The following is a 21,014-nucleotide window of genomic DNA, read 5'->3' on the forward strand; positions in this document are numbered from 1 at the left end:
CGGGTTGGATACATCTTAGCACGCTGTCCGAATTTGCCGGACCACTTCAGAAAACCAGCGTGTAAAATCCGACCTGCAGGTCGCAAATGAGAAAATCCAAATTGCGGAACGTCGTCTATGGCATTCGATTGAGGCCTTTCAGGATGGGTTTGCATTTTTTGATGCTGATGGATGTATGATAGCGGCAAACCCATCGTACCTTGCTGCGTTCGAGGGCATTGCCGAAGTGCAGCCAGGTATTACCTATGCACGTCTCCTTCAGCTCATTACCGAAGAAGGTGTGTTCAATATCGATGATTGGGACCCAGCAGCATGGCGCGCCATGATGATTGAGCGATGGCAAAAACTGTCCCCGCCGCCGATCACACTTCGTCTGTGGAATGGCGAATATGTTAAGCTGATCGATCACCGAAGCCATGGTGGGGATATTGTGAGCCTTGCTTTGAATATCACTGACACGGTGCAATACGAGGCAAAGCTTCGGCGCGAGCAAGAGCGCGCAGAATCAGCGAATCGGGCGAAATCAGCGTTTCTCGCAAACATGAGCCATGAAATACGGACACCCATGAACGGTGTCGTGGGTATGGCAGATTTGCTGCTGGATACCGAGATGAGCGAAGAACAAAATCTCTTTGTGAATACCATTAAAAATTCGGGAGAAGCATTGTTGGTGATTATCAATGATGTGTTGGACTATTCGAAAATAGAGGCAGAGAAACTGGTTCTACATCCCGAGCCATTTGATCTTGAACGGTGCATTCACGAGGTCCTGACCCTATTGCAACCTGCCGCGCGTGAAAAAGGGATCGTGCTGTTGGTAGACTACGATTTGTTTCTACCTACACAATTTGTCGGCGATCCAGGTCGCATCCGGCAGGTTCTGACAAATCTTCTGGGGAATGCTGTAAAATTTACCAGCAAAGGCCATGTGATGGTGCGTGTCGTGGGCCAGCCGGATCCGTCTCATATGTCGTGTGAAGTGCGTGTGTCGATCGAAGATACCGGAGTTGGTATTCCTGAAGACAAAATCGACCATATTTTCGGCGAGTTCAATCAAGTTGAAGACGAGCGAAACCGTGCGTTCGAGGGTACAGGGCTTGGTTTGGCGATCACGCAGCGCTTGATCCAGATGATGCAGGGTGAGATTTGGGTCGATTCAGTTGAAGCTGTGGGCTCTAGTTTCGGATTTTGTCTGACGTTGCCAGTACAAGAGGACCTAATGGCCGATCCGCCCTCGCTGCCCCCACAAATTCGCCGTGTGCTGGTGGCGGATGATCTCGAAATCAACTGCACCCTTCTGCAAAAACAAATGGAACAGATGGGTGCAGAGGTCACAATTTGCAGATCAGGAACGGACGCTTTGGCGAAGTCGACGGATGTCGATTTGCTGTTGGTTGATGACTCCATGCGTGATCTGGATGGATTGGAACTGACCGCAAGGTTGCGGGATGCAAAAAACATGGTGCCCGTACTAATACTAAGTTCGAGTCCAAGTGTGACTGAACAAGATCCGTCTATGCGGCAGACGCAAGGCTTACTTAAGAAGCCGGTTGTCAGACGTGATCTTTTCCAGAAAATTACCGCAGCCCTTGAGATAGTTGAGCAAAACAACACTGATGCGCGAAGCGGTCGTGCGGAGGGGGCAGAGCCTCTGCGCGCAATGCGCATTCTTGCAGCAGAAGACAACAAAACCAACCAGTTGGTCCTTGGCAAGTTGCTCAAGTCCCTGAACATCGAAATTATGTTTGCGAACAATGGCCTTGAAGCAGTTGATCTGTTCCAAGAGTTCAAGCCAGATTTGATCTTTATGGATATTTCGATGCCTAAAATGGACGGCAAGGATGCGACAGGGCGTATTCGCGAGCTGGAGTTTGGAAAGCAAAAACACATCCCGATCATTGCACTGACGGCACATGCCATTGATGGAGATGAGGAAGGAATTTTGTCCGCCGGGCTTGATCACTATCTAACCAAACCACTGCGCAAACCGCAAATTTTTGAGATGCTGGCCAAATACCGCCCTGATCAGACGCTAGACCCTTTTCCAGAGCCTAATTCTGCCGCAAATGGTTAAGACTCTGGATAATCTCTGAGAAACACCCATCGATCCCCAGATGACATATCCGGTTGAAAGGCATAGCCGCCAAGGTCGAAATCTTTGAGGCCCTCAGGGTTGGTCAAGCGACGTTGAATCATGAACCGCGCCATTGAGCCGCGCGCTTTTTTTGCGAAAAAGCTGACAATTTTCGGTGTGCCGGCCTTCATCTCCATAAACACGGGCGTAATCACACGTAGCTTGAGGGCGTCCGGTGCGACCGCGCCAAAATACTCTTGGCTTGCACAGTTCACTAACGTGTCTGTCCCAAGATGGGCAGCCTGCACATTGAGCGCTTTTGAAAGATCGGACCGCCAGAATTCATAAAGGTTCTTGCCGCGCCGAGTCTTGAGGCGGCTTCCCATTTCAAGTCGATAGGGCTGGATCGCATCAAGCGGACGTAGCACGCCATAGAGACCGGACAAGATGCGAAGATGATCCTGAGCCCATACCATTTCATCATCGTCCAAACTGCGCGCCTCGAGCCCCATATACGTATCCCCCGCAAAAGCGAAGACGGCAGGACGGGTTGTTTCGCTCTCGGGATCTGCCGAAAAGGCTTTGAAACGATCCCGATTCAACTTGGCCAGATCAGGGCTTAGGGACATGAGTTTTTGCAGCTCGCCCAAGGTCAAATTCCGAGCTGTTTTGACAAGCTTGGCCGCGTCCTCCTGAAAATCAGGATGAGTTGTGTTTTGGTCCATAGGGGTCCAATCCAGCCGTTTGGCTGGTGAGACGACAACGAGCATGTTCCGTTTCCTTTATTCCGTCCCAGAGTTTAACCCGAGGCACGCAAGACGTCCAGAAAGGCGGCCCCGAAACGTTCTGATCTTTTGTCACCAAGGAGCCGTTCGAGACTTGCGGCGTCTTTGGGTCTGCTATTTGCAACTTTGGCGAGGATAGACGCCGAGCAACTCATGGGTTTGTCGATACCATCGGGGCCACGTGCCAGATCTGCCTGAACCTCGAGCAACTGATCATATACCGTGCCAGCATCGCGCCCGGCCAGTTTCCGTCGGGTAGGGTGAAGATTCTGTGCTTCACCATTGATGACTTCGAGAAATGCGTCTCCAAAGCTCGAGAGTTTCTTGGCACCAACGCCCCCGATCCGAGCCATCTCATCCAAGTTTGCGGGGCGTTTTTCGGCCATTTCAATCAGGGTACGGTCGTTAAAGATGATATATGCAGGGACTTTGGCAGCCTCGGCCAACCCACGTCGCTTCGCCTTCAGAGCACTCAAAAGCGGGGCATCCTCTTCGTTCACCAATGCCTTTGGCGCGGGGCGACGATCGGCTTTTCGAATACTGTCACGACGTAACTCAATGCTCGCTTCGCCCTTCAGGATCGGCAAAGCATCATCTGTCATCCGCAGACCGCCGTGGCGTTCGGGATCAGGGCGCAACAAATCCCGCCCCATCATTTGCCGGAACACGGCTTGCCATTGGCGGCGATCATATTCGGTTCCAACGCCATACGTTGGCAAGCTATCGTGTCCTCGTTCGCGTATTTTGTCTGTGTCATTCCCCAGCAAAATATCGATCAAATGACCTGAGCCGAACCATTCACCTGTCCGCAGTGCCGCCGACAGCGCTTTGCGCACCGCTGTCGTGCCATCAAATACATCAGCGGGCGTGTCGCACAGATCGCAGTTGCCACAGGTCACATCATTTTCGCCGAAATATCCCAGCAAGATACTGCGACGACACTTGAGTGCCTCTGCGAGCCCTAAGAGCGCATTAAGACGGGCGTGATCAGCCATCTGCATTTCTGCAGGTGCAAGACCTTCGTCGATTTGCGTGCGACGCAGGCGGATATCATCGGGGCCAAAGAGCGTGAGCGTTTCAGCGGGGGCGCCATCGCGTCCCGCGCGACCGATTTCTTGATAATACGCCTCGATAGATTTGGGCAGGTCAGCATGCGCAACCCAGCGGATATCCGGCTTGTCGATCCCCATTCCGAAGGCCACCGTTGCCACCACAATCAGGCCGTCTTCGCGCTGGAACTGAACTTCGGTGGACCGGCGGGCGTCGGCATCCATGCCGCCATGATAATGCAGGGATGAATGTCCCGCTTCGCGCAGCGCCGCCGCGAGGGATTCCGTTTTTGCGCGTGTTCCGCAATACACAATGCCAGATTGCCCCTTGCGGGCAGCGGCAAAATCAAGAATTTGCCGCCGTGGGCTATCTTTTGCTGCAAAGGCCAGATGAATATTTGGGCGGTCAAACCCGTGCAAAAATGTTGTTGGCGGCTGGTCGTCAAATAGGCGTTTAACAATCTCTTCGCGCGTTTCTGCATCCGCGGTTGCCGTAAAGGCCGCCAGAGGCACCCCCAACGCGCGCCGCAAGTCTCCGATCCGTAAATAGTCAGGCCTGAAATCATGACCCCATTGGCTGACGCAATGCGCTTCGTCGACAGCAATCAAGTCGACCCCGATCCGGCGGAGCATACCCATGGCGGCACCAGATGACAGGCGTTCTGGCGCAATGTACAAAAGCTTGAGCGTGCCTTGGTCCAGACCGTCCCAAACCGCTGCCGTTTCTTCATCGGTATTTCCGGATGTCAGTGCCCCAGCTTCGACGCCAGCCTCTTTTAAAGCACGTACCTGATCGCGCATAAGTGCAATCAACGGTGAAATAACGACCGTGACACCATCGCGCACCAACGCAGGAAGCTGAAAGCAGAGCGATTTACCGCCGCCGGTTGGCATGATCGCCAAGACGTTATCGCCACCAATCACAGCATCGACAATGTCTTCTTGACCTGGTCGAAAGTTGTCAAAGCCAAAGACATCACGCAACAGCGTATTCGCGGCGCTCATGGGGACCTCTGTTGATTATTGTTCTGCTGCTCGTATGTGAGAGTTTCCCACATGCGGAATCAGGGAACAAGCCCTGAAGGTTCCGTCGGTGAAGTCGCGTATCAGAGCAAAATCGATGGCAGAATATAATCGCGCAGGGAAATGATAATGATGAAGGCCACCAGAGGGGCCAGATCAAGCGGACTTGTGTCCGGCAATATCCGGCGGATGGGCGTGTAAATGGGTTCAAGCAGCTTGTTCAGGCCAAACCAAATCTGTGCAACGACGGGCTGACCAAGGTTGAGTACCTGAAAGCTGATTAGCCAGCTCATAATGATGTGCATAAGCATGATAAAGAATGCCACATCCAATATCAGGCTAAGGGGTCCGTAAATTGCCATCATTTTTACTTGTCTCCATCAAAGATGCCAAACAGTTAAGGTCCCCAAGGGCAAAGGGCAAGAGTCGCGTAAGGTTACTGTTGACCTTTGGTGAGCTACGGACAAGAACCTCCGCAAAGGAGTAACCCATGTATCCGTTTATCCGTATGGCCCTGAGCATGTTCAAGACGCGAAAACTTTCGCCATTGGATGTGTTTGAGACACATGTATCGCACCACAGATGTTGGCCGTGGGACATTGATTTGTGGCTGGAACTTAATAATGGGCGAACCCTGACGATCTACGATCTGGGGCGCATTCCTTTGGCGCATCGCATTGGTTTGCTTGATGCGCTGCGCACGCAAAACTGGGGTCTTACCATGGCGGGGGTGTCGGTTCGGTATCGGCGCCGCATTCGGACATTCGAAAAATTCGAGATGCGCAGCCGTGCGGTGTATTGGGATGCAAAATTTGTCTACTTGGAACAAACCATGTGGAAGCAGGACGGCGAGTGCGCGAACCACGCTCTGTATCGTGCAGCCATCACAGACAAGACAGGCATTGTGACCCCGCAACGCGTGATGAAAGCCATGGGAATTGAACTTGAAAACCCCGTCGCACCAGAGTGGGTGCGCAACTGGATTGACGCCGAGGCCACGCGCCCTTGGCCGCCAATGCAGGATTAATCTTGCTTGATGATGTCGGTACTGTCTAAGTGGTGAAAAGCATGGGGAACGGGCATGGCTGATATTTCTGCACGCAAGCGTATCTGGGGGTGGTTCTTTTTCGATTGGGCCAGCCAACCATATCACACACTTCTCGTCACATTTATTTTTGGACCATTTTTTGCAGCTGTTGCTGGGGATTATTATTTGTCCCAAGGTCAGGAGGCAGAGCAGGCCAAAGCCAGCGCGCAAGCCATTTGGGCTTGGAACATGGGTCTTGCGGGGTTGATAATTGGCATCGGCGCCCCAGTGATGGGGGCCTTGGCGGATACGGCCGGACGGCGACGCCCCTGGATCGTCGCATTCTCGATTATGTACGTCGTCGGAGCTGCGGGTCTTTGGTTCATCGCAGGTGATGGATCAAACCGGTTTTTGATACTTGGGCTGTTCTCGCTGGGTTTCATCGGTGCGGAATACGCGCTTATTTTTATTAACTCGCAGCTTCCCGAACTGGGGACTGACGAAGAGATCGGGGAAATCTCAGGATCGGGATTTGCATTCGGCTATTTTGGCGGATTGTTGTCTTTGATTCTTGTTTTGGTATTTTTTGCTGAGATGAGTGGAGGTAAGACGATCATTGGCTTGGCCCCTGGGTTTGGGCTGTTGGATGGAGAGCAAATGGAAGGCACGCGTGCCACAGGCCCGATAACGGCGCTGTGGTATCTCATCTTTATGATACCGTATTTTAGGTGGGTACATGAGCCACTTTCGAACAAGGTGCGGGGCACGATTTCAGATGCGCTTGGTTCCCTACAGCGGTCACTGGGCAATCTCAAGCACCGCCGCAGCCTGTTGAATTTCCTCATTTCCTCGATGTTGTACCGCGATGCGCTGAATGGCATATACGCCTTTGGTGGAATTTATGCGTATAACGTTTTGGATTGGTCGGTGCCACAAGTGGGAATATTTGGTATCATCGGCGCAACCTCGGCAGCTGGGATGAGCTGGATTGGCGGCAAAGTGGACAAAAGGGTTGGGCCAAAGCCTGTAATTATCGGGGCTGTCTGGATTTTGATTCTCGTCAGCTTTACCTTGATCAACATGTCCCGCGAGGCAGTTTTTGGTTTCGCATTGTCTGATGAGTCTTTAGTGCCGGATACTCTAATGATGCTAGCAGGAGTGATGATTGGTGGTATGGGGGGTGTCGTTCAGGCCTCGAGCCGATCATTGATGGTGCGGCATTCGGATCCGAAATCTCCCACCGAAAGTTTCGGCCTCTATGGACTTTCAGGGCGTGCCACGGCCTTTATCGCGCCGATCCTGATCGGAATTGCCACAACCATGACGGGATCGGCAAGACTCGGCGTATCGCCAGTAATCTTCCTTTTCCTGTTAGGGCTGATCCTGTTACGCTGGGTTGATCCCAAGGGAGATAGTAAAACATGGGAAAACGCCTCCTAATTACTTTGGCGCTAGTAGGTTTGACAGCTTGCCAAACCCAGTCACCCGAGGCCGCAACGGTGTCTACGCAGCAAGCTGTGCCGGCCTCTATGAAAGGTGTGGAGGCGCGCCAGCTGTTTGGCGAGCATGCCCATGGATCGCGGCAAGACGCTTCACCTTATGGGGCTTATAGCAAAGGGTGCCTTGCGGGCGGTGTAACCCTGCCCGAAACCGGACCGTACTGGCAGGCCATGCGGTTGTCGCGCAATCGCAATTGGGGATACCCCGAGACCGTCTCGTATATCCAAGATTTATCACGCAAAGCAGCGGCCCAGCCGGGGTGGAGCGGACTTTATATTGGCGACATCAGTCAGCCGCGCGGCGGCCCTATGCTTTCTGGGCACCGGAGCCATCAAGTGGGTTTGGACATAGATATCTGGATGCGGCCTGCGGATAATTTGAATTTGAGTGTCGCTGAGCGGGAAAATATTTCTTCTATATCGATGCGCCGTTCAAAGGGCGCCTATGTGAATGAAAACTGGACCCCGCAACATCATGAAATCTTGAAAGCTGCGGCCAGCGATCCGCGGGTCGCGCGCATTTTCGTGTTCCCCGGTGCCAAGGTGAAGATGTGTAACGATGAAAAAGGGGATCGCAAGTGGTTGCGAAAAATTCGCCCTTGGTGGGGACACCATTATCATTTCCATGTGCGGCTAAATTGCCCTAAGGGTGCAAAAGGATGTGTGGACCAAAAGGCCCCGCCGCAAGGAGATGGCTGTAAAGATGCGGAAAAATGGGTTCAAGACATCTTGAGCCCGCCCCCTCCGGATCCGAACGCTCCGAAGCCCAAACCTCGTAAACAGTTGAAGATGGTTGATCTACCCCGGCAATGCGTAAACGTTTTACAGTCGCAATAGCGATTATTTTTCTAGGAATTAGCTGGCAAACTGTTGGCGCAGGTCAAGACGATCGGGCGCAATTGGTGTCTGTCACGCGCTGGACAGTGCCAGAAATGTGGTTTGGCGGATTTTCGGGTATCGAGATATCTGAAGACGGCACAGACATTGTTGTGATGTCCGACCGAAGCCATTTTGGTCGTGCGCGCTTGCGGCGGAGTGCCGGCGAAATCGTTGATGTAGAATTGATCGACCAAGAGCGGATGCTTGATGTCTGGGGGCGCCCTCCAAAGGGCCTGCTTAGAGATGCTGAAGGTTTGGCGCAAATCGGTGTTGGCCCGTATTACGTGTCGTTTGAAGGCCAAGGCCGACTCGAAGCATTCGAACAACCCGGGGGCAAGGGCAAGTCTATCAAGGCCGGGCGCGTATTTGAAAAAATGAAACCAAATGGAGGTATGGAAGCCTTGGCGCTTGATGGACAAGGCCGGTTGTACACCTTGGCGGAGGAGCCAGTCGGAGACCCAAAGGTTGCGCAGGTGTTTCGCTTTGATGGGCGCAAGTGGTCGACGCCCTTTCATATTTCCCGCAGTGACGTTTTCAAACCGGTTGGCGCGGATTTCGGGCCTGATGGGCGGTTCTATCTTCTAGAGCGCGGCTTCAATGGCATCGCATTTCGCAGTCGTGTGCGCCGGTTTACTATCGGGCCAGACGGCTTTACGGACGAAACTGTGCTGTTTACCACGATCAGCGGAATGCATGATAATCTTGAGGGTCTGACCGTATGGAAGGATTCAAACGGATTGATACGTCTCACAATGATTTCGGATGACAACTTTCGATTTGTTCAGCGGACCGAGGTCGTCGAATACGTCGTTCCAAAAAGCCCTTGATTTGTTGGTGGCGCCTCTGTAAGTCCCGCCCGTCCCGTAATGAGGCGGGGCCAAGTCGCCGCTACCTTGTCAAAACGGGCATAAAAACATGAAAACGATCCATCTTCCCGGCATTCTTGCCATGGCCGCCATTGTCGTGGCCTCAAACATCTTGGTGCAATTCCTCTTCGGCCAGTGGCTGACTTGGGGTGCTTTTACCTATCCTTTGGCCTTTTTGGTGACCGACGTGATGAACCGCGTGTACGGTGTGACCGCAGCACGGCGTGTCGTCGTTGTCGGCTTTGTGGTTGGGGTCATTTGTTCTGTCATCGGGACACAGATCATGGGCGAATATGGCCCACTGGTCACGTATCGCATCGCGCTTGGCTCGGGTCTTGCGTTCCTCAGTGCACAGTTGCTTGATGTATCCATCTTTAATCGTTTGCGCGCAGGTGCTTGGTGGCGTGCGCCTTTGGCCTCTACGCTTATCGGGTCATCGGTCGATACGGCGATCTTCTTCACCATCGCGTTCTCTGGCGCCCTCAGCTTTATTGAACCAGCCAACGACGTCAGTTGGGCGGGTGAAGTGTTGCCGCTACTGGGACTGGGCCCGATGGTTCCACTTTGGGTATCGCTGGGTTTTGCCGATTGGATGGTCAAGCTGTCCCTAGCATTGCTGGCTCTTGTGCCGTTCCGCATCATCGTGGGGTTTTTGACCGCCCGCACCACATGATTTTGTTTGACTTATCCACAGGCTGTGGCAACCTGAGGATAGCGAAGCAATTGAAAGGAGGTGCCCATTGTCTAGAGAAACCATGGAGATCAGTGTCGGAACAGTTCGGAAGGAAAGCAGCTGAGGCAGCCCTTGGCTGATACAAAATCCGAATTGGTGCAGACCTAACCGGTGCACCTCCAATAATCTCGAAGGGCCGTTTCCACGCAGGAGCGGCCCTTTTTCGTGAGAAATAGCCATGTCAGTGGTATGGTCCTGTTTAAATTCAGGTAGATGGTGTTTCTATTTGCTTGAACAGACAAGGATTTCGGCATTCCATCATTGCCAAATACCGCTCAAAGACAAAGACGCAGGAACGATCGAACACGATGTTGGTGATAAATGAACAAATCAGCCTGCAGGATTGGGAGCTGACAGAACAATTCATGCGGGCTTCGGGGCCCGGTGGGCAAAATGTGAATAAGGTGTCGAGTGCCGTTGAGCTTCGATTTGAGGCGGAGCGCTCTCCAGCCCTGAGTAGCGCTGTAAAGTCGCGACTGAGGCGATTGTCGGGTCGACGGTGGACCAAAGACGGGGCTGTCGTCCTGCAATGTGACGAAACACGATCCCAAGCCCGGAATCGCGAAATCGTCAGAGAGCGTTTGGTCGAGTTGATCCGCAAATCACTTGTGGCGCCCAAGCGACGGATCAAAACCAAACCGACGTTGGGATCGCAACGCAGGCGTTTGCAAGCCAAGAAAGAGCGTGGCGAAGTCAAAGCCAATCGCGGACGTGTGAGCGGCGATGATTAAGGCGGAATAGGGTTTTACGTCACCTGAATTGGCGAAGATGATGTTGCAAGGGAGAATACAGCGATTGCAAACACAGCCGGAAAACAAGAAAAAGTTCATTTTTGTGGTACTGCCCCAGTATTCGGCCATGACATTTGCCATGGCGATGGAGACGCTGAGACTTGCAAATCGAATGAGCGCAGGAACCCCGTTTGAATGGGTTGTGTGTTCGGAAAATGGGGAGCCGGTTTCAGATTCTCTTGGGGCTCAGGTGCCAATCGATCAAGGTCTTGAGAGTTGTGGACGGGATGATACCGTTATCGTCTGCTCAGGGGCAAACGTGCGAAACAATTGCACACCTGCTTTGCTTGCTTGGATTCGGCGTGCCGCCCGGCAAGGGGCGGCCATTGGCGGGCTTCATACTGGCGCTTGGGTGATGGCCCAAGCGGGTTTGATGGATGGGCTTCCGGTGACCATTCATTGGGAAAATCGAAATAGCTTTGCGGAAGAATTCCCTGACGTGGAATTGTCCGAATACACATATTGCGTTCAGAACAGACGGTATTCGACCGCAGGTGGCACGGCTGTGATCGACCTGATGCTGCATTTGATTTCCGAGCACGGCTCGGCAGAGGTTGCAAATCTGGTCGCGGATCAGTTGATGTATACCAATATCCGCGTATTGCAGCATTCTGCACGGGTGCAGGTGGCCGAGCGGATTGGGATGCGTCACCCTAAACTCTCTGAGATTCTTGCCTTGATGGAGACAAATCTGGAAGAGCCGATACGTCCTGCGGATTTGGCCAAGACGGTGAATATCTCTACACGCCAATTGGAAAGGTTGTTTCGCAGATACCTAAGCGCGACCCCCAAGAAATATTACCTGGATATGCGTTTGCAGCGCGCCCAGCACTTGCTGTTGCAAACCAACATGTCAGTCACAAACGTTTCGGTGGCGTGTGGATTCAACGCGTCATCGCATTTCTCACGATTGTTTCGTCAGAGATATGGCATGTCTCCGCATCGATTGCGCGGAGAGTCAGAGATTTAGCCTAATCGGCATTGGCGCGCTCATCCTCAAGCATTGCGCGCAGCGTGGCCTTGTAGGTTGGATGCATGAGTGTCACGCCAAGTTCGTCTTTGATCCGGTCGTTGCGCACACATTTACTATCTGAATAAAAGCTGCGCGCCATCGGGCTCATGTCGGCATCTTCAAACGCAACGGCGGGCGGAGGCGCCATTCCCAGCAGATTTGCTGCATATTCGATCACGTCTTGGGGGGGCGCGGGGTCATCGTCGCACACATTATACACCCGCCCCGGATTTGGTTTGGCAATGGATGCGGCCAGAACTTGGGCGATGTCATCCACATGAGTTCGGCTGAACACTTGGTTCTTCTTGATCACGCGTTGTGCCACGCCTTTGCGCAGCTTTTCAAACGGGCCACGCCCCGGACCATAGATGCCGGCCAAGCGAAACACATGTACAGGTAAGCCCTCTATGTTCAACCACTCCTGTTCGGCCTGAACGCGGCGCTGGCCTCTGATCGTGGCGGGGTTGAGTTCTGCGGTTTCGTCGACCCATCCACCGTTGTGATCCCCATACACGCCAGTTGTAGAAAGATACCCGACCCATGCAAGATGCGGTGCCGCTGCGACAATGGCCGCTTTGCCAATGCGTAAGACTGGATCGCCTTCTGCATCTGGTGCAACAGATGTCAGCACATGTGTAACATCCTGCAAGGCTGTCTCAAGGTTGCAGGGCCACAATAATGGGGTGACGCCGTCCTCGCGCAGTTGGTCAAATTTTTCTGGTTTTCGGGTGGTTCCGATCACAGTCCAGCCTTGCGGGACCAGCAGGCGTGCCAATGCACGCGCTGAAAATCCATGACCCAAAGAAAGCAGTACTTTTTCCATGTCGCCAAAATGCCAATCGCTTTAGCTAGTTGCAAGTGAAACCCTTGACGGTCCACGTAATTCTGCGGCCCCGAGACAAAACGAAAATGATTTGCTTAGGACAGGGTTAGCAATAGAGCCGTAAGTGTAAAAAAGGCGAGACTTGTTGTCATGAGCATTGCAATGGATGCCAAGCCCTCTAGCCCATGTTCTTGGGCCAGAACGGTATAAATTCCAAACATTGGCATAGCCGCTGACAGGATGACCGCAGTCGCCATGTCAGGTGCAGGGCTCGCCATGCCGATCAGCGGCAATAAGAAGACTGCCAAAGCCACCAACGCAGGATGTACCAACAACTTTGCAGCGGCGATTTGGGTTGCCAGAAATTGGTTGCCACGCAACGGCAGTCCGACGAGCGACCCGCCGATGACGATAAGTGATAGAGCCGAGGCAGAGGCCGCCAACATTTGGAATAGGCGTGTGGCGGGGTCAGGCATCGGAATTTGCAGAACTGACACGGCCAAACCAAGCAACAGGCCAATCACCATAGGGCGACGTAACACGTTCATCAAAATTCCGGCAATCTGATGTACCACCGACTTGTGTGCGCCGTCGCGCGCCATGTCCATCAGAACAAGGCAGATCGGGATCAGAATAATGTTTTCGACCAGCATATTCAACGCAAGGATCACACCGGCCACGTCCGGAAAGATTAGCAGCATGACGGGAAAGCCAATGAAGCCGGAATTTGGACAAGTGCTGCCCAAGACTGCAATTGCCCGGCGGGGCTTGTCCGCCGCTGTGAATGAAAACCATGCAAAGGCCAGCGCGATCATGCTTACGCCGCCAGCCGCAAAGGCGAGGACATATCCAGGTTGAAACACCTCGGTGACATTGCGTGAGGCAACCGCATTAAAGAGCAACGCCGGTAATGCGATATTCATGACGTATTTGCCCAGTGTTCGCATGTCTGCGGCGCTGAACCAGTTTTGCCGTACAACTAGATAGCCAAGGGCGATGGCGGCATAGATCGGAAATGTGATCCCGAGAATGGCTGTCATGTGCTAGCCAATTTTGCCACGATTTTCCCCGACTTGCCCGCGATGCAGCAACAAGTGGTCCAGTATGACACAGGCCATCATCGCTTCTCCGACGGGGACTGCGCGAATGCCGACGCAGGGGTCGTGGCGGCCTTTGGTCACGACTTCGATCGGGGTGCCGTCTTTGCGAATAGATTTGCGTGGGCTCAGGATCGAAGATGTTGGTTTGACCGCAAAGCGCACGACCACGTCTTGGCCGGTTGATATGCCACCCAAAATACCGCCGGCATGGTTCGAGCCGTATTCGGGGCCGTGTTCGCCCATGAATATTTCGTCGGCATTATCGGTGCCCGTCAGGCGCGCAGCAGCCATACCTTCGCCAATTTCGACGCCTTTAACTGCGTTGATCGACATCATTGCTGCTGCCAAATCTGTGTCGAGCTTTCCGTAAACTGGGGCACCAATGCCTGCAGGCACGTTTCGAGCAACAACTTCGACAATCCCGCCAACGGAATTGTGGCTTTTGCGGAGCGCTTGCAGATAGTTTTCCCACTCTTGCACAGCACCTGCATCGGGAATCCAAAAATCATTCTGATCGATGGCTTCCCAGTCAAAACGGGATCTGTCGATCTCCATTTCACCCATTGCCGTCATATATCCGGTAATTTCGAGATTCGGCGCGATCGCTTTGATGGCTTCGCGTGCGATCCCACCGGCGGCAACGCGTGCCGCAGTTTCTCGTGCAGATGACCGCCCGCCGCCACGATAGTCGCGGATGCCGTATTTTTGCCAATAGGTGATGTCGGCATGGCCAGGGCGAAAAGTTTCGGAGATATCGCCATAATCCTTTGAGCGCTGATCGGTGTTCTCGATCATAAGCTGGATCGGCGTTCCCGTAGACTGACCCTCAAACACGCCTGACAAAATTTTCACAGCGTCCGGTTCTTGCCGTTGGGTGGTATTTTTGTTTTGACCTGGGCGGCGCTTATCGAGCCAGTGTTGTAACATGTCCGGCGTGATCGGTACGCCCGGAGGGCAGCCATCGACAGTCGCCCCAAGGGCGGGTCCGTGGCTTTCACCCCAAGTGGTGACGCGAAAGAGGTGTCCAAAGCTGTTCATCGACATGGGGGTGCTCCTTTGTGGATAAGGGCATACCGAGCGTATCGCAATTTCTCAAGTGGTATTGCAGTGGCGCACGGGGGCTGGCATTCCATCCAGCTTGGAATACGCGTGCGTGTTCGACTTTCTGGGCCTTGTGATCTTGCAAAAGCCGCTCTAGGGTCGCGGCCACCTCGGGGTGCCCAAACACGATGTGCGGGCTGAGATGCGCGATGCGAACCCGTTGAACCTGAACCGGTTAAGACCGGCGGAGGGAAGGTCCGTGGATATGATCCAGACTTGCTCCGCCCGTCGCATTTTGGAGGATACCATGAAGTATCTCACGATTGCAGCGGGACTGTTTGCAGCCACCGCAGCGGTGGCGGAAACGCCCGTTCTCACTGTTTATACGTATGACAGTTTCGTATCTGACTGGGGCCCCGGCCCGAAAGTCAAAGCCGCCTTTGAAGAGACATGTGATTGCGAGCTCAAGTTCGTTGGCGCCGGAGATGGTGCCGCGCTCTTGGCGCGGATCAAGCTCGAGGGGGCCCGTTCTGATGCTGATATCGTTCTGGGTCTTGATACCAACCTGACGGAAGCTGCTAGGCAGACAGGATTGTTTGCGGACCACACGGTCTCGGCTGAATATGGGTTTCCGATTGGTTGGAACGATGCGCAGTTCGTGCCATATGACTGGGGCTTTTTTGCCTTTGTCAAAAATGTTGATTTAAGTGCCCCCACAAATTTCAAAGCGCTGGGGGACTCTGATCTCAAGATTGTGATTCAGGACCCCCGGTCTTCGACACCCGGTTTGGGTTTGTTGATGTGGGTCAAAGCCGCGTATGGCGACGAGGCCAAATCCGTTTGGGAAGGTTTGTCAGACAATATTGTGACTGTCACCAAAGGCTGGTCTGAGGCTTATGGCATGTTCCTTGAAGGCGAAGCTGACATGGTGCTCAGCTATACCACGTCTCCTGCGTATCATCTGATTGCCGAAAGCGACGCCAGCAAAGATGCGGCGAAGTTCGAAGAAGGTCACTATATGCAGATCGAAGTTGCAGGAAAATTGGCCAATACCGACCAAGATGCGCTGGCCGATCAGTTTCTGAACTTTATGGTGTCGGATGCGTTTCAGTCGATTATTCCAACAACAAACTGGATGTATCCAGCAATCAAACCGGCCACTGGTTGGCCAAATGGGTTTGAGACACTGGTGATCCCGGACAAGGCACTGCTAATTTCTGCCGACAAAGTTGGCGGCTTGAGAGATGAGGCCTTGGCGGAATGGCTGGACGCCCTGTCACAATAAAAGCTTGGCCAGGGGCGATGGCCGCAACTGTGGTTGCGGTCATCGTTCTTGGAACGCTCTTGGCTGTTGCCTTGCGCGCAGAACAAGGCCGGGGTCTGAGCCCATCAGATTGGGCGGCAATTCGATTTACCGTTTGGCAGGCCATATTATCGACCTTGTTCAGTGTTGCACTGGCGATACCTGTGGCGCGCGCACTCGCCCGCCGCCATTTTTTTGGTCGACGCATATTGGTGGCGCTGCTTGGGGCGCCCTTTATCCTACCAGTTGTGGTTGCCGTGCTGGGGTTGTTGGCTGTCTTTGGGCGCAAGGGTGTTTTGAATGGTGGCTTGGCTTGGTTGGGCCTGCCCGAGGTCCAGATATATGGGCTGCACGGTGTTGTTTTGGCACATGTGTTTTTTAACCTGCCTTTGGCGACCCGTCTTATCTTGCAAGGCTGGCAAACGGTGCCATCTGAACGGTTTCGGCTTGCCGCACAGTTGGGATTTGGACCGCGGGACATATGGCGTATCATCGAGCGCCCGATGCTGGCGCGGGCGGTTCCGCTTGCGAGTGCTGTGATTTTTGCGATTTGTCTTTCAAGTTTTGCCGTGGCCCTGACGTTGGGCGGTGGCCCTAAAGCCACAACCGTTGAGCTGGCAATCTATCAGGCATTTCGCTTTGATTTTGATTTGGGGCGGGCTGCCTTGTTGTCGTGCGTGCAAATGGTGCTGGTGGGGTCGGCTGCGTTCGTGGCGCTTCGTGTCTCTACCAAAGAGGGGTTCGGGCGGGGCCTCGATCGACCAATCGCACGGTGGGATGGGGCCGGATTGGCCAGTATTAGTCTCGATTCAGTGTCTATCGTCATGGCGTCTCTGTTTTTGCTGGGGCCGCTGTCGATGGTTGTTTGGGACGGGCTGGCGGGGGTGCTCGCGATGCCGTCGCAAGTCTGGGCTGCCGCTGGTATTTCGATTTTGGTTTCTCTCGGATCAACGGTTTTGCTGATCTTGTTGGCCGTGCCAATTGCAGTGGCTGCGGCTGGGCGCCATCAGTGGTTTGAGGTTGTCGGGTTACTTGGCATCGCGGCGTCGCCACTGGTTATCGGCACCGGCTTGTTCTTGATCATCTATCCGATCGCAGATCCGTTTGCGTTGGCATTTCCGGTGACCGCCTTGGTGAATGCGGTTATGGCGCTACCGTTTGGATTGCGGGTTTTGGTTGGACCTGTTCGGGATGTGGTCCAATCTTATGGACCTCTGAGCGCATCGTTGGGGTTGACGGGGTGGTCGTGGCTTCGTGTGGTGCTTGTTCCCAGAATTCGCGGACCCTTGGGGTTCGCGGCGGGTTTAACGGCGGCTTTGTCGATGGGAGATTTGGGCGTGATTGCGTTGTTTGCCGATCCCGAGCACGCGACCTTACCTCTACAAATGTATCGCCTTATGGGCAGCTATCAAATGCAGGCTGCGTCGGGCGCTGGACTGTTGTTGTTAGTGCTAAGCTTTGGGGCGTTCTGGATATGTGACAAAGGAGGGCGCAGTGATGCTCACACTTGAGAAATTGCGGGTGCAGCAAGGCGACTTTGATCTCAGTGCTGATTTTTCCCTGCAAGAAGGTGCGCGTACGGCTGTATTGGGGCCATCTGGTGCTGGTAAATCGACGTTGCTTGGCATGATTGCCGGGTTTGTGCAGACCATGAGCGGGCGGGTATTGTTTAGAGGGGATGACATCACCCATGCGACACCAGGCGCGCGCCCAATTGCGATGCTGTTTCAGGACAATAACCTGTTTCCACATCTTGATGTGACCCAAAATGTTGGGCTGGGGGTAACGCCTGACTTGCGGCTGAGCGCAGACCAGAAAGCCAAGGTGTTTGGTGCGTTGGATCGTGTTGGATTGGCGGAGTTTGCCACGCGCAAACCCGCGGCTCTGTCTGGAGGGCAGCAAAGCCGGGTCGCGTTGGCACGTATTCTTGTTCAGGACCGGCCTTTGATTTTGTTGGACGAGCCGTTTGCAGCGCTTGGGCCCGCGCTCAAGGCGGAGATGCTTGATCTTGTATCCGAACTGGCGCTTGAAAATGGCGCGACGCTCATGATGGTGAGCCACGATCCCGCAGATGCACGCCGTATCACCGATCAGACGATTCTCGTGGCTGACGGGGTGGCGCATGGGCCCCAGCCGACTGCAACCTTGCTCGATAATCCGCCGCCAGCATTGCAAGCGTATTTGGGGTAATCAGGCCGCTGCTGCGTCTTTGGCATAAATCGCAACACAGTTTACGTCGCCTTTGACATTGCGAAGCGCGACATCCCCGAGCGCGACCGTTACACAATCCTCAGATGCAAAATCTGTTGGAACCACAATTCTGTGGTTTACGCCTTTTCCATAATCGCCCAAGCGTGCAGCCACGTTTGCGGCGCGACCGATCACCGTGAAGTCCAACCGTTCGCGGGATCCGATATTTCCGTATGTGACCCGTCCATACGCGATGCCGATTGCGCAATCGCAAGGGGTGGACGTGCTTTCTGGCTGGTCGAGACGTGCGACAATGTCTTTTGCGGCGGCCAAGGACTCGCGTTTTGCGCGTGCTGGGTCACCGTCTGCAGGGAAAACGGCCAAGATGGCATCGCCAATAAACTTTAGAACCTCGCCACCGTGTTCATGGACGGCATCGGTTGCGGTTTCCAAAAAGCCGTTGAGCATTTCGATATAGGCGGTTTGCCCCAACTCCTCGACAAGTCGGCTTGAGCCTCGCAGGTCACAAAACATGATTGCGGCGTCGATTTCGTCACCGTCACCGCGGCGTATCTCGCCGCCCAATACACGTGCGCCAGTGCGCTTACCCACATATGTCTCCAACAGCCCTTGGGCGTTTTCACGCTGGTTGAAAACCTCAAACAGGCGGCTGATGATCGCGCTACACTCAAAAATCAGGCCCAAGTTGGGCGTCGTGAAGCCATCAGGATGATCACAGCTTAGAGTGAGAACATTGTATCGCCCGTCAGAAAACTGAAGGGGCATGGCGACATAGTCCGTGGCCCCCTGTTCTTTGAGGTCATCAATAATTGCGAAACGATTCTGTTCGTCTCCGCTTCCAATTTTTTGACGTATCCCGCCAAGCCCGCGCGAGACGTGATTAAGGGGGCTGTCGATAAACGCCGGATGCGCGTGAATCTCATAAGACGGCGCAAAGGTGTCCAATTCGTCTTTGCCTTTGTTCCAAATATAATGTCGACCGGCGATCATGGGGTGCAAAGACCAGATCATTACGCTCAGCCGCGATACGGCGATCCCATTTTCCAGCATCTTGTTGGACAAGGCGATTGTCAGTTCTTCAGGTGTTCCGCACTTCCACGCCTCTCGCAAAAGCCAATCAACAAGTGGGCCGCAAATATGGCCGTTTTGACTGGTTTCCAGCGTGTTTTCCCCGAGTTCGATAAGCGTGTGCTCATTTGGCATAAACCCTATGTGACCTGCGATGCCCTGACTTTCGGGAAGCGGTGTCTCATAACTCCAGACCGCGTTTTCGTAGGTTTCACCATCCACGTTTAGGTCGCGATAGCTGGCAGAGCCTTTGAAGGGGCAAAATGTCTGGAGAGGTGTTTGCTCCGACAGCGGCGCGCGCACATCTGAAACTGGAAAATAGACTGCTGGCGGCAGGCGAGTTTCATACATCACTTTGGCCTGTGAACTTTCTGCCAGCAACGTCTTGCCGCGCCATGCGCGCACGATTCCGTCAAGAGGCGCAATATCGATCGCGTAGTCTTGAGATATGTTCTGCGCCAAAGCCGTCATTTTGTTTTTCCTGTTCGCAGTGTTCTGCCTCTAGATGAGGGCGCGCATGATCTTTGCAAGGGAACGTCAGGGGCAATTCATCATGTTTGTGTGACCGTATCCAAGCAGAGGTATTGACCGCCCGTCGAGGTTTCTTGAGGAGATGCTTGCGCAAACGTTCGGCGCATGCCGCTGACAAACCTGAACGGAGCAAATGTGTATAGGAATATAACTCTAGCACGTTCACCTCTTGACCGCACCGGACATCACAAACATGTGCAGTTGCGCTGCCCCATTGTGTTGGTCTTGAACTTACTGCTAGACCGATTGAATATTCCCTCGCCCTGCAGGAGTGGCACATGGATTTACGCGCGATTGCAATGGGGCTGAGCTTTGCTCTGATTTGGTCCTCGGCGTTTACTTCAGCCCGAATTATCGTAGCAGATGCGCCACCGTTCGCCATTTCAGCCATTCGATTTACGATCGCAGGTATCATCGGCGTGATTATCGCGCGGGCGCTTGGGCAAACATGGCATCTGACACGTGATCAATGGCGCGCCACCTTGGTTTTTGGTTTGTGTCAAAACGCGATTTACCTTGGGTTCAACTTCATGGCGATGACCACAATTGAGGCCTCTGTCGCGTCTATTATCGCGTCAACAATGCCTCTGATGGTGGCGTTCTCTGGGTGGGTTGTCTTGCGGGAAAAACTGACACCGATGGCGTTGGCTGGGCTGGTGTTGGGGTTCGGTGGGGTCATTGTGATTATGAGTTCACGGATCGGTGCCGGTGTGGATCCATTTGGAATTGGGTTGTGCGTTCTGGGGGCCATGGCGTTGACCATCGCGACATTGATGATGCGCGGTGCAACGGCTGGCGGAAATGTACTGATGATTGTTGGATTGCAGATGTTTGTCGGTGCCGCAGTTCTGTTTGTGGCATCCATGATTTTTGAAACATGGGAATTCAACTGGAACCCACGAATGATCACGGCGCTGACTTATACCATTCTTGCGCCCGGGCTCTTGGCAACGTGGATATGGTTCAAATTGGTCAGCCGCATAGGTGCCGTGCGCGCGGCCACGTTTCATTTCCTAAATCCGTTCTTCGGGGTGGCGATTGCGGCTGTGCTATTGGGCGAAAAGCTGGGTCGGATGGACATTATCGGCGTTGCGATCATCACCGTGGGTATTTTGGCAGTGCAGCTTTCGAAACAATCCAACACGGTCAAGTGATAACGCGTCAGCATTGTTTTAACTGACATCCGCCGAATTTTTCGT

Annotated in this window: 19 protein-coding genes and 1 riboswitch; of the genes, 12 read left to right on the forward strand and 7 right to left on the reverse strand. The window is 53.7% G+C overall.

Features of this window, described 5'->3' with window-relative positions; all coding sequences use genetic code 11:
* Positions 1-175: 175 nt before the first annotated feature.
* The gene (locus FAP39_RS14845) at positions 176-2,074 is read left to right on the forward strand and encodes a response regulator (RefSeq protein ID WP_246059185.1); all 1,899 of its coding nucleotides are present in this window, start codon (positions 176-178) and stop codon (positions 2,072-2,074) included.
* On the opposite strand, the gene yaaA is transcribed toward FAP39_RS14845, so the two are convergent.
* The 3 genes from yaaA to FAP39_RS14860 form a co-directional block, all read right to left on the reverse strand.
* Positions 2,071-2,844 carry a peroxide stress protein YaaA gene (gene yaaA, locus FAP39_RS14850; protein WP_138017171.1) on the reverse strand — a complete coding sequence of 258 codons (774 nt, stop codon included), beginning with the start codon at positions 2,842-2,844 and terminating at the stop codon, positions 2,071-2,073. The two genes, FAP39_RS14845 and yaaA, sit on opposite strands and share 4 nt — an antisense overlap.
* 29 nt (positions 2,845-2,873) lie before the next feature.
* A complete protein-coding gene (recQ, locus tag FAP39_RS14855; RefSeq protein WP_138017172.1) occupies positions 2,874-4,913 on the reverse strand; it encodes a DNA helicase RecQ in 2,040 nt (679 codons plus the stop codon).
* A 101-nt stretch (positions 4,914-5,014) separates the two neighbouring features.
* Entirely contained in the window at positions 5,015-5,296 is a 282-nt protein-coding gene (locus FAP39_RS14860; RefSeq protein ID WP_138017173.1) for a YggT family protein, read from the reverse strand.
* Between the two features lie 125 nt (positions 5,297-5,421).
* Here FAP39_RS14860 and FAP39_RS14865 point away from each other — a divergent pair, with 125 nt between their 5' ends.
* The 7 genes from FAP39_RS14865 to FAP39_RS14895 all read left to right on the forward strand — a co-directional run bounded on the left by FAP39_RS14865 (position 5,422) and on the right by FAP39_RS14895 (position 11,696).
* Complete coding sequence (locus FAP39_RS14865; protein ID WP_138017174.1) at positions 5,422-5,958, forward strand: acyl-CoA thioesterase; 537 nt, start codon at positions 5,422-5,424, stop codon at positions 5,956-5,958.
* A gap of 54 nt (positions 5,959-6,012) precedes the next feature.
* A complete protein-coding gene (locus tag FAP39_RS14870; RefSeq protein ID WP_138017175.1) occupies positions 6,013-7,398 on the forward strand; it encodes an MFS transporter in 1,386 nt (461 codons plus the stop codon).
* On the forward strand, positions 7,380-8,294 hold the full coding sequence (gene mepA / locus FAP39_RS14875; protein ID WP_138017176.1) for a penicillin-insensitive murein endopeptidase: 915 nt from the start codon (positions 7,380-7,382) through the stop codon (positions 8,292-8,294). The genes FAP39_RS14870 and mepA overlap by 19 nt, the downstream gene beginning before the upstream one ends.
* Entirely contained in the window at positions 8,267-9,163 is an 897-nt protein-coding gene (locus tag FAP39_RS14880; protein ID WP_138017177.1) for an esterase-like activity of phytase family protein, read from the forward strand. Before mepA ends, FAP39_RS14880 begins: the two co-directional genes overlap by 28 nt.
* A gap of 88 nt (positions 9,164-9,251) precedes the next feature.
* Positions 9,252-9,875 (forward strand): queuosine precursor transporter, encoded by a 624-nt coding sequence (locus FAP39_RS14885; protein ID WP_138017178.1) that lies wholly within the window; start codon positions 9,252-9,254, stop codon positions 9,873-9,875.
* Between the two features lie 368 nt (positions 9,876-10,243).
* Positions 10,244-10,666: an alternative ribosome rescue aminoacyl-tRNA hydrolase ArfB gene (gene arfB / locus FAP39_RS14890; RefSeq protein ID WP_138017179.1), complete on the forward strand. Its 423-nt coding sequence runs from the start codon at positions 10,244-10,246 to the stop codon at positions 10,664-10,666.
* 64 nt (positions 10,667-10,730) lie between these two features.
* Positions 10,731-11,696, forward strand: a complete 966-nt coding sequence (locus FAP39_RS14895) for a GlxA family transcriptional regulator (protein WP_246059187.1) — start codon at positions 10,731-10,733, stop codon at positions 11,694-11,696.
* Position 11,697: 1 nt separating this feature from the next.
* Here the strand turns inward: FAP39_RS14895 and FAP39_RS14900 are convergent, their stop codons facing one another.
* From FAP39_RS14900 to aroC, 3 genes are all read right to left on the reverse strand, one after another.
* Positions 11,698-12,561 (reverse strand): SDR family oxidoreductase, encoded by an 864-nt coding sequence (locus tag FAP39_RS14900; protein WP_138017181.1) that lies wholly within the window; start codon positions 12,559-12,561, stop codon positions 11,698-11,700.
* A 95-nt stretch (positions 12,562-12,656) separates the two neighbouring features.
* The gene (locus tag FAP39_RS14905; RefSeq protein ID WP_138017182.1) at positions 12,657-13,601 is read right to left on the reverse strand and encodes an AEC family transporter; all 945 of its coding nucleotides are present in this window, start codon (positions 13,599-13,601) and stop codon (positions 12,657-12,659) included.
* Between the two features lie 3 nt (positions 13,602-13,604).
* A complete protein-coding gene (gene aroC / locus FAP39_RS14910; RefSeq protein ID WP_138017183.1) occupies positions 13,605-14,705 on the reverse strand; it encodes a chorismate synthase in 1,101 nt (366 codons plus the stop codon).
* A 158-nt stretch (positions 14,706-14,863) separates the two neighbouring features.
* A riboswitch (TPP riboswitch) is annotated at positions 14,864-14,972 on the forward strand.
* A 37-nt stretch (positions 14,973-15,009) separates the two neighbouring features.
* On the opposite strand from aroC, the gene thiB reads away from it, so the two are divergent.
* From thiB to FAP39_RS14925, 3 genes are read left to right on the forward strand one after another with little or no spacing between them, the layout of a single operon-like run.
* Positions 15,010-15,987 carry a thiamine ABC transporter substrate binding subunit gene (gene thiB / locus FAP39_RS14915; RefSeq protein ID WP_138017184.1) on the forward strand — a complete coding sequence of 326 codons (978 nt, stop codon included), beginning with the start codon at positions 15,010-15,012 and terminating at the stop codon, positions 15,985-15,987.
* Complete coding sequence (locus FAP39_RS14920) at positions 15,963-17,516, forward strand: thiamine/thiamine pyrophosphate ABC transporter permease ThiP (protein ID WP_138017185.1); 1,554 nt, start codon at positions 15,963-15,965, stop codon at positions 17,514-17,516. Before thiB ends, FAP39_RS14920 begins: the two co-directional genes overlap by 25 nt.
* Positions 17,503-18,195 (forward strand): thiamine ABC transporter ATP-binding protein, encoded by a 693-nt coding sequence (locus FAP39_RS14925; RefSeq protein ID WP_138017208.1) that lies wholly within the window; start codon positions 17,503-17,505, stop codon positions 18,193-18,195. Before FAP39_RS14920 ends, FAP39_RS14925 begins: the two co-directional genes overlap by 14 nt.
* Here FAP39_RS14925 and FAP39_RS14930 read toward each other — a convergent pair whose 3' ends face one another.
* On the reverse strand, positions 18,196-19,755 hold the full coding sequence (locus FAP39_RS14930) for a DUF427 domain-containing protein (RefSeq protein WP_138017186.1): 1,560 nt from the start codon (positions 19,753-19,755) through the stop codon (positions 18,196-18,198).
* Between the two features lie 338 nt (positions 19,756-20,093).
* Here FAP39_RS14930 and FAP39_RS14935 point away from each other — a divergent pair, with 338 nt between their 5' ends.
* On the forward strand, positions 20,094-20,969 hold the full coding sequence (locus FAP39_RS14935) for a DMT family transporter (protein ID WP_138017187.1): 876 nt from the start codon (positions 20,094-20,096) through the stop codon (positions 20,967-20,969).
* Positions 20,970-21,014: the final 45 nt, after the last annotated feature.

It is taken from the genome of Shimia litoralis (assembly GCF_005518135.1).
In the GTDB taxonomy this organism is placed as follows: domain Bacteria; phylum Pseudomonadota; class Alphaproteobacteria; order Rhodobacterales; family Rhodobacteraceae; genus Shimia_E; species Shimia_E litoralis.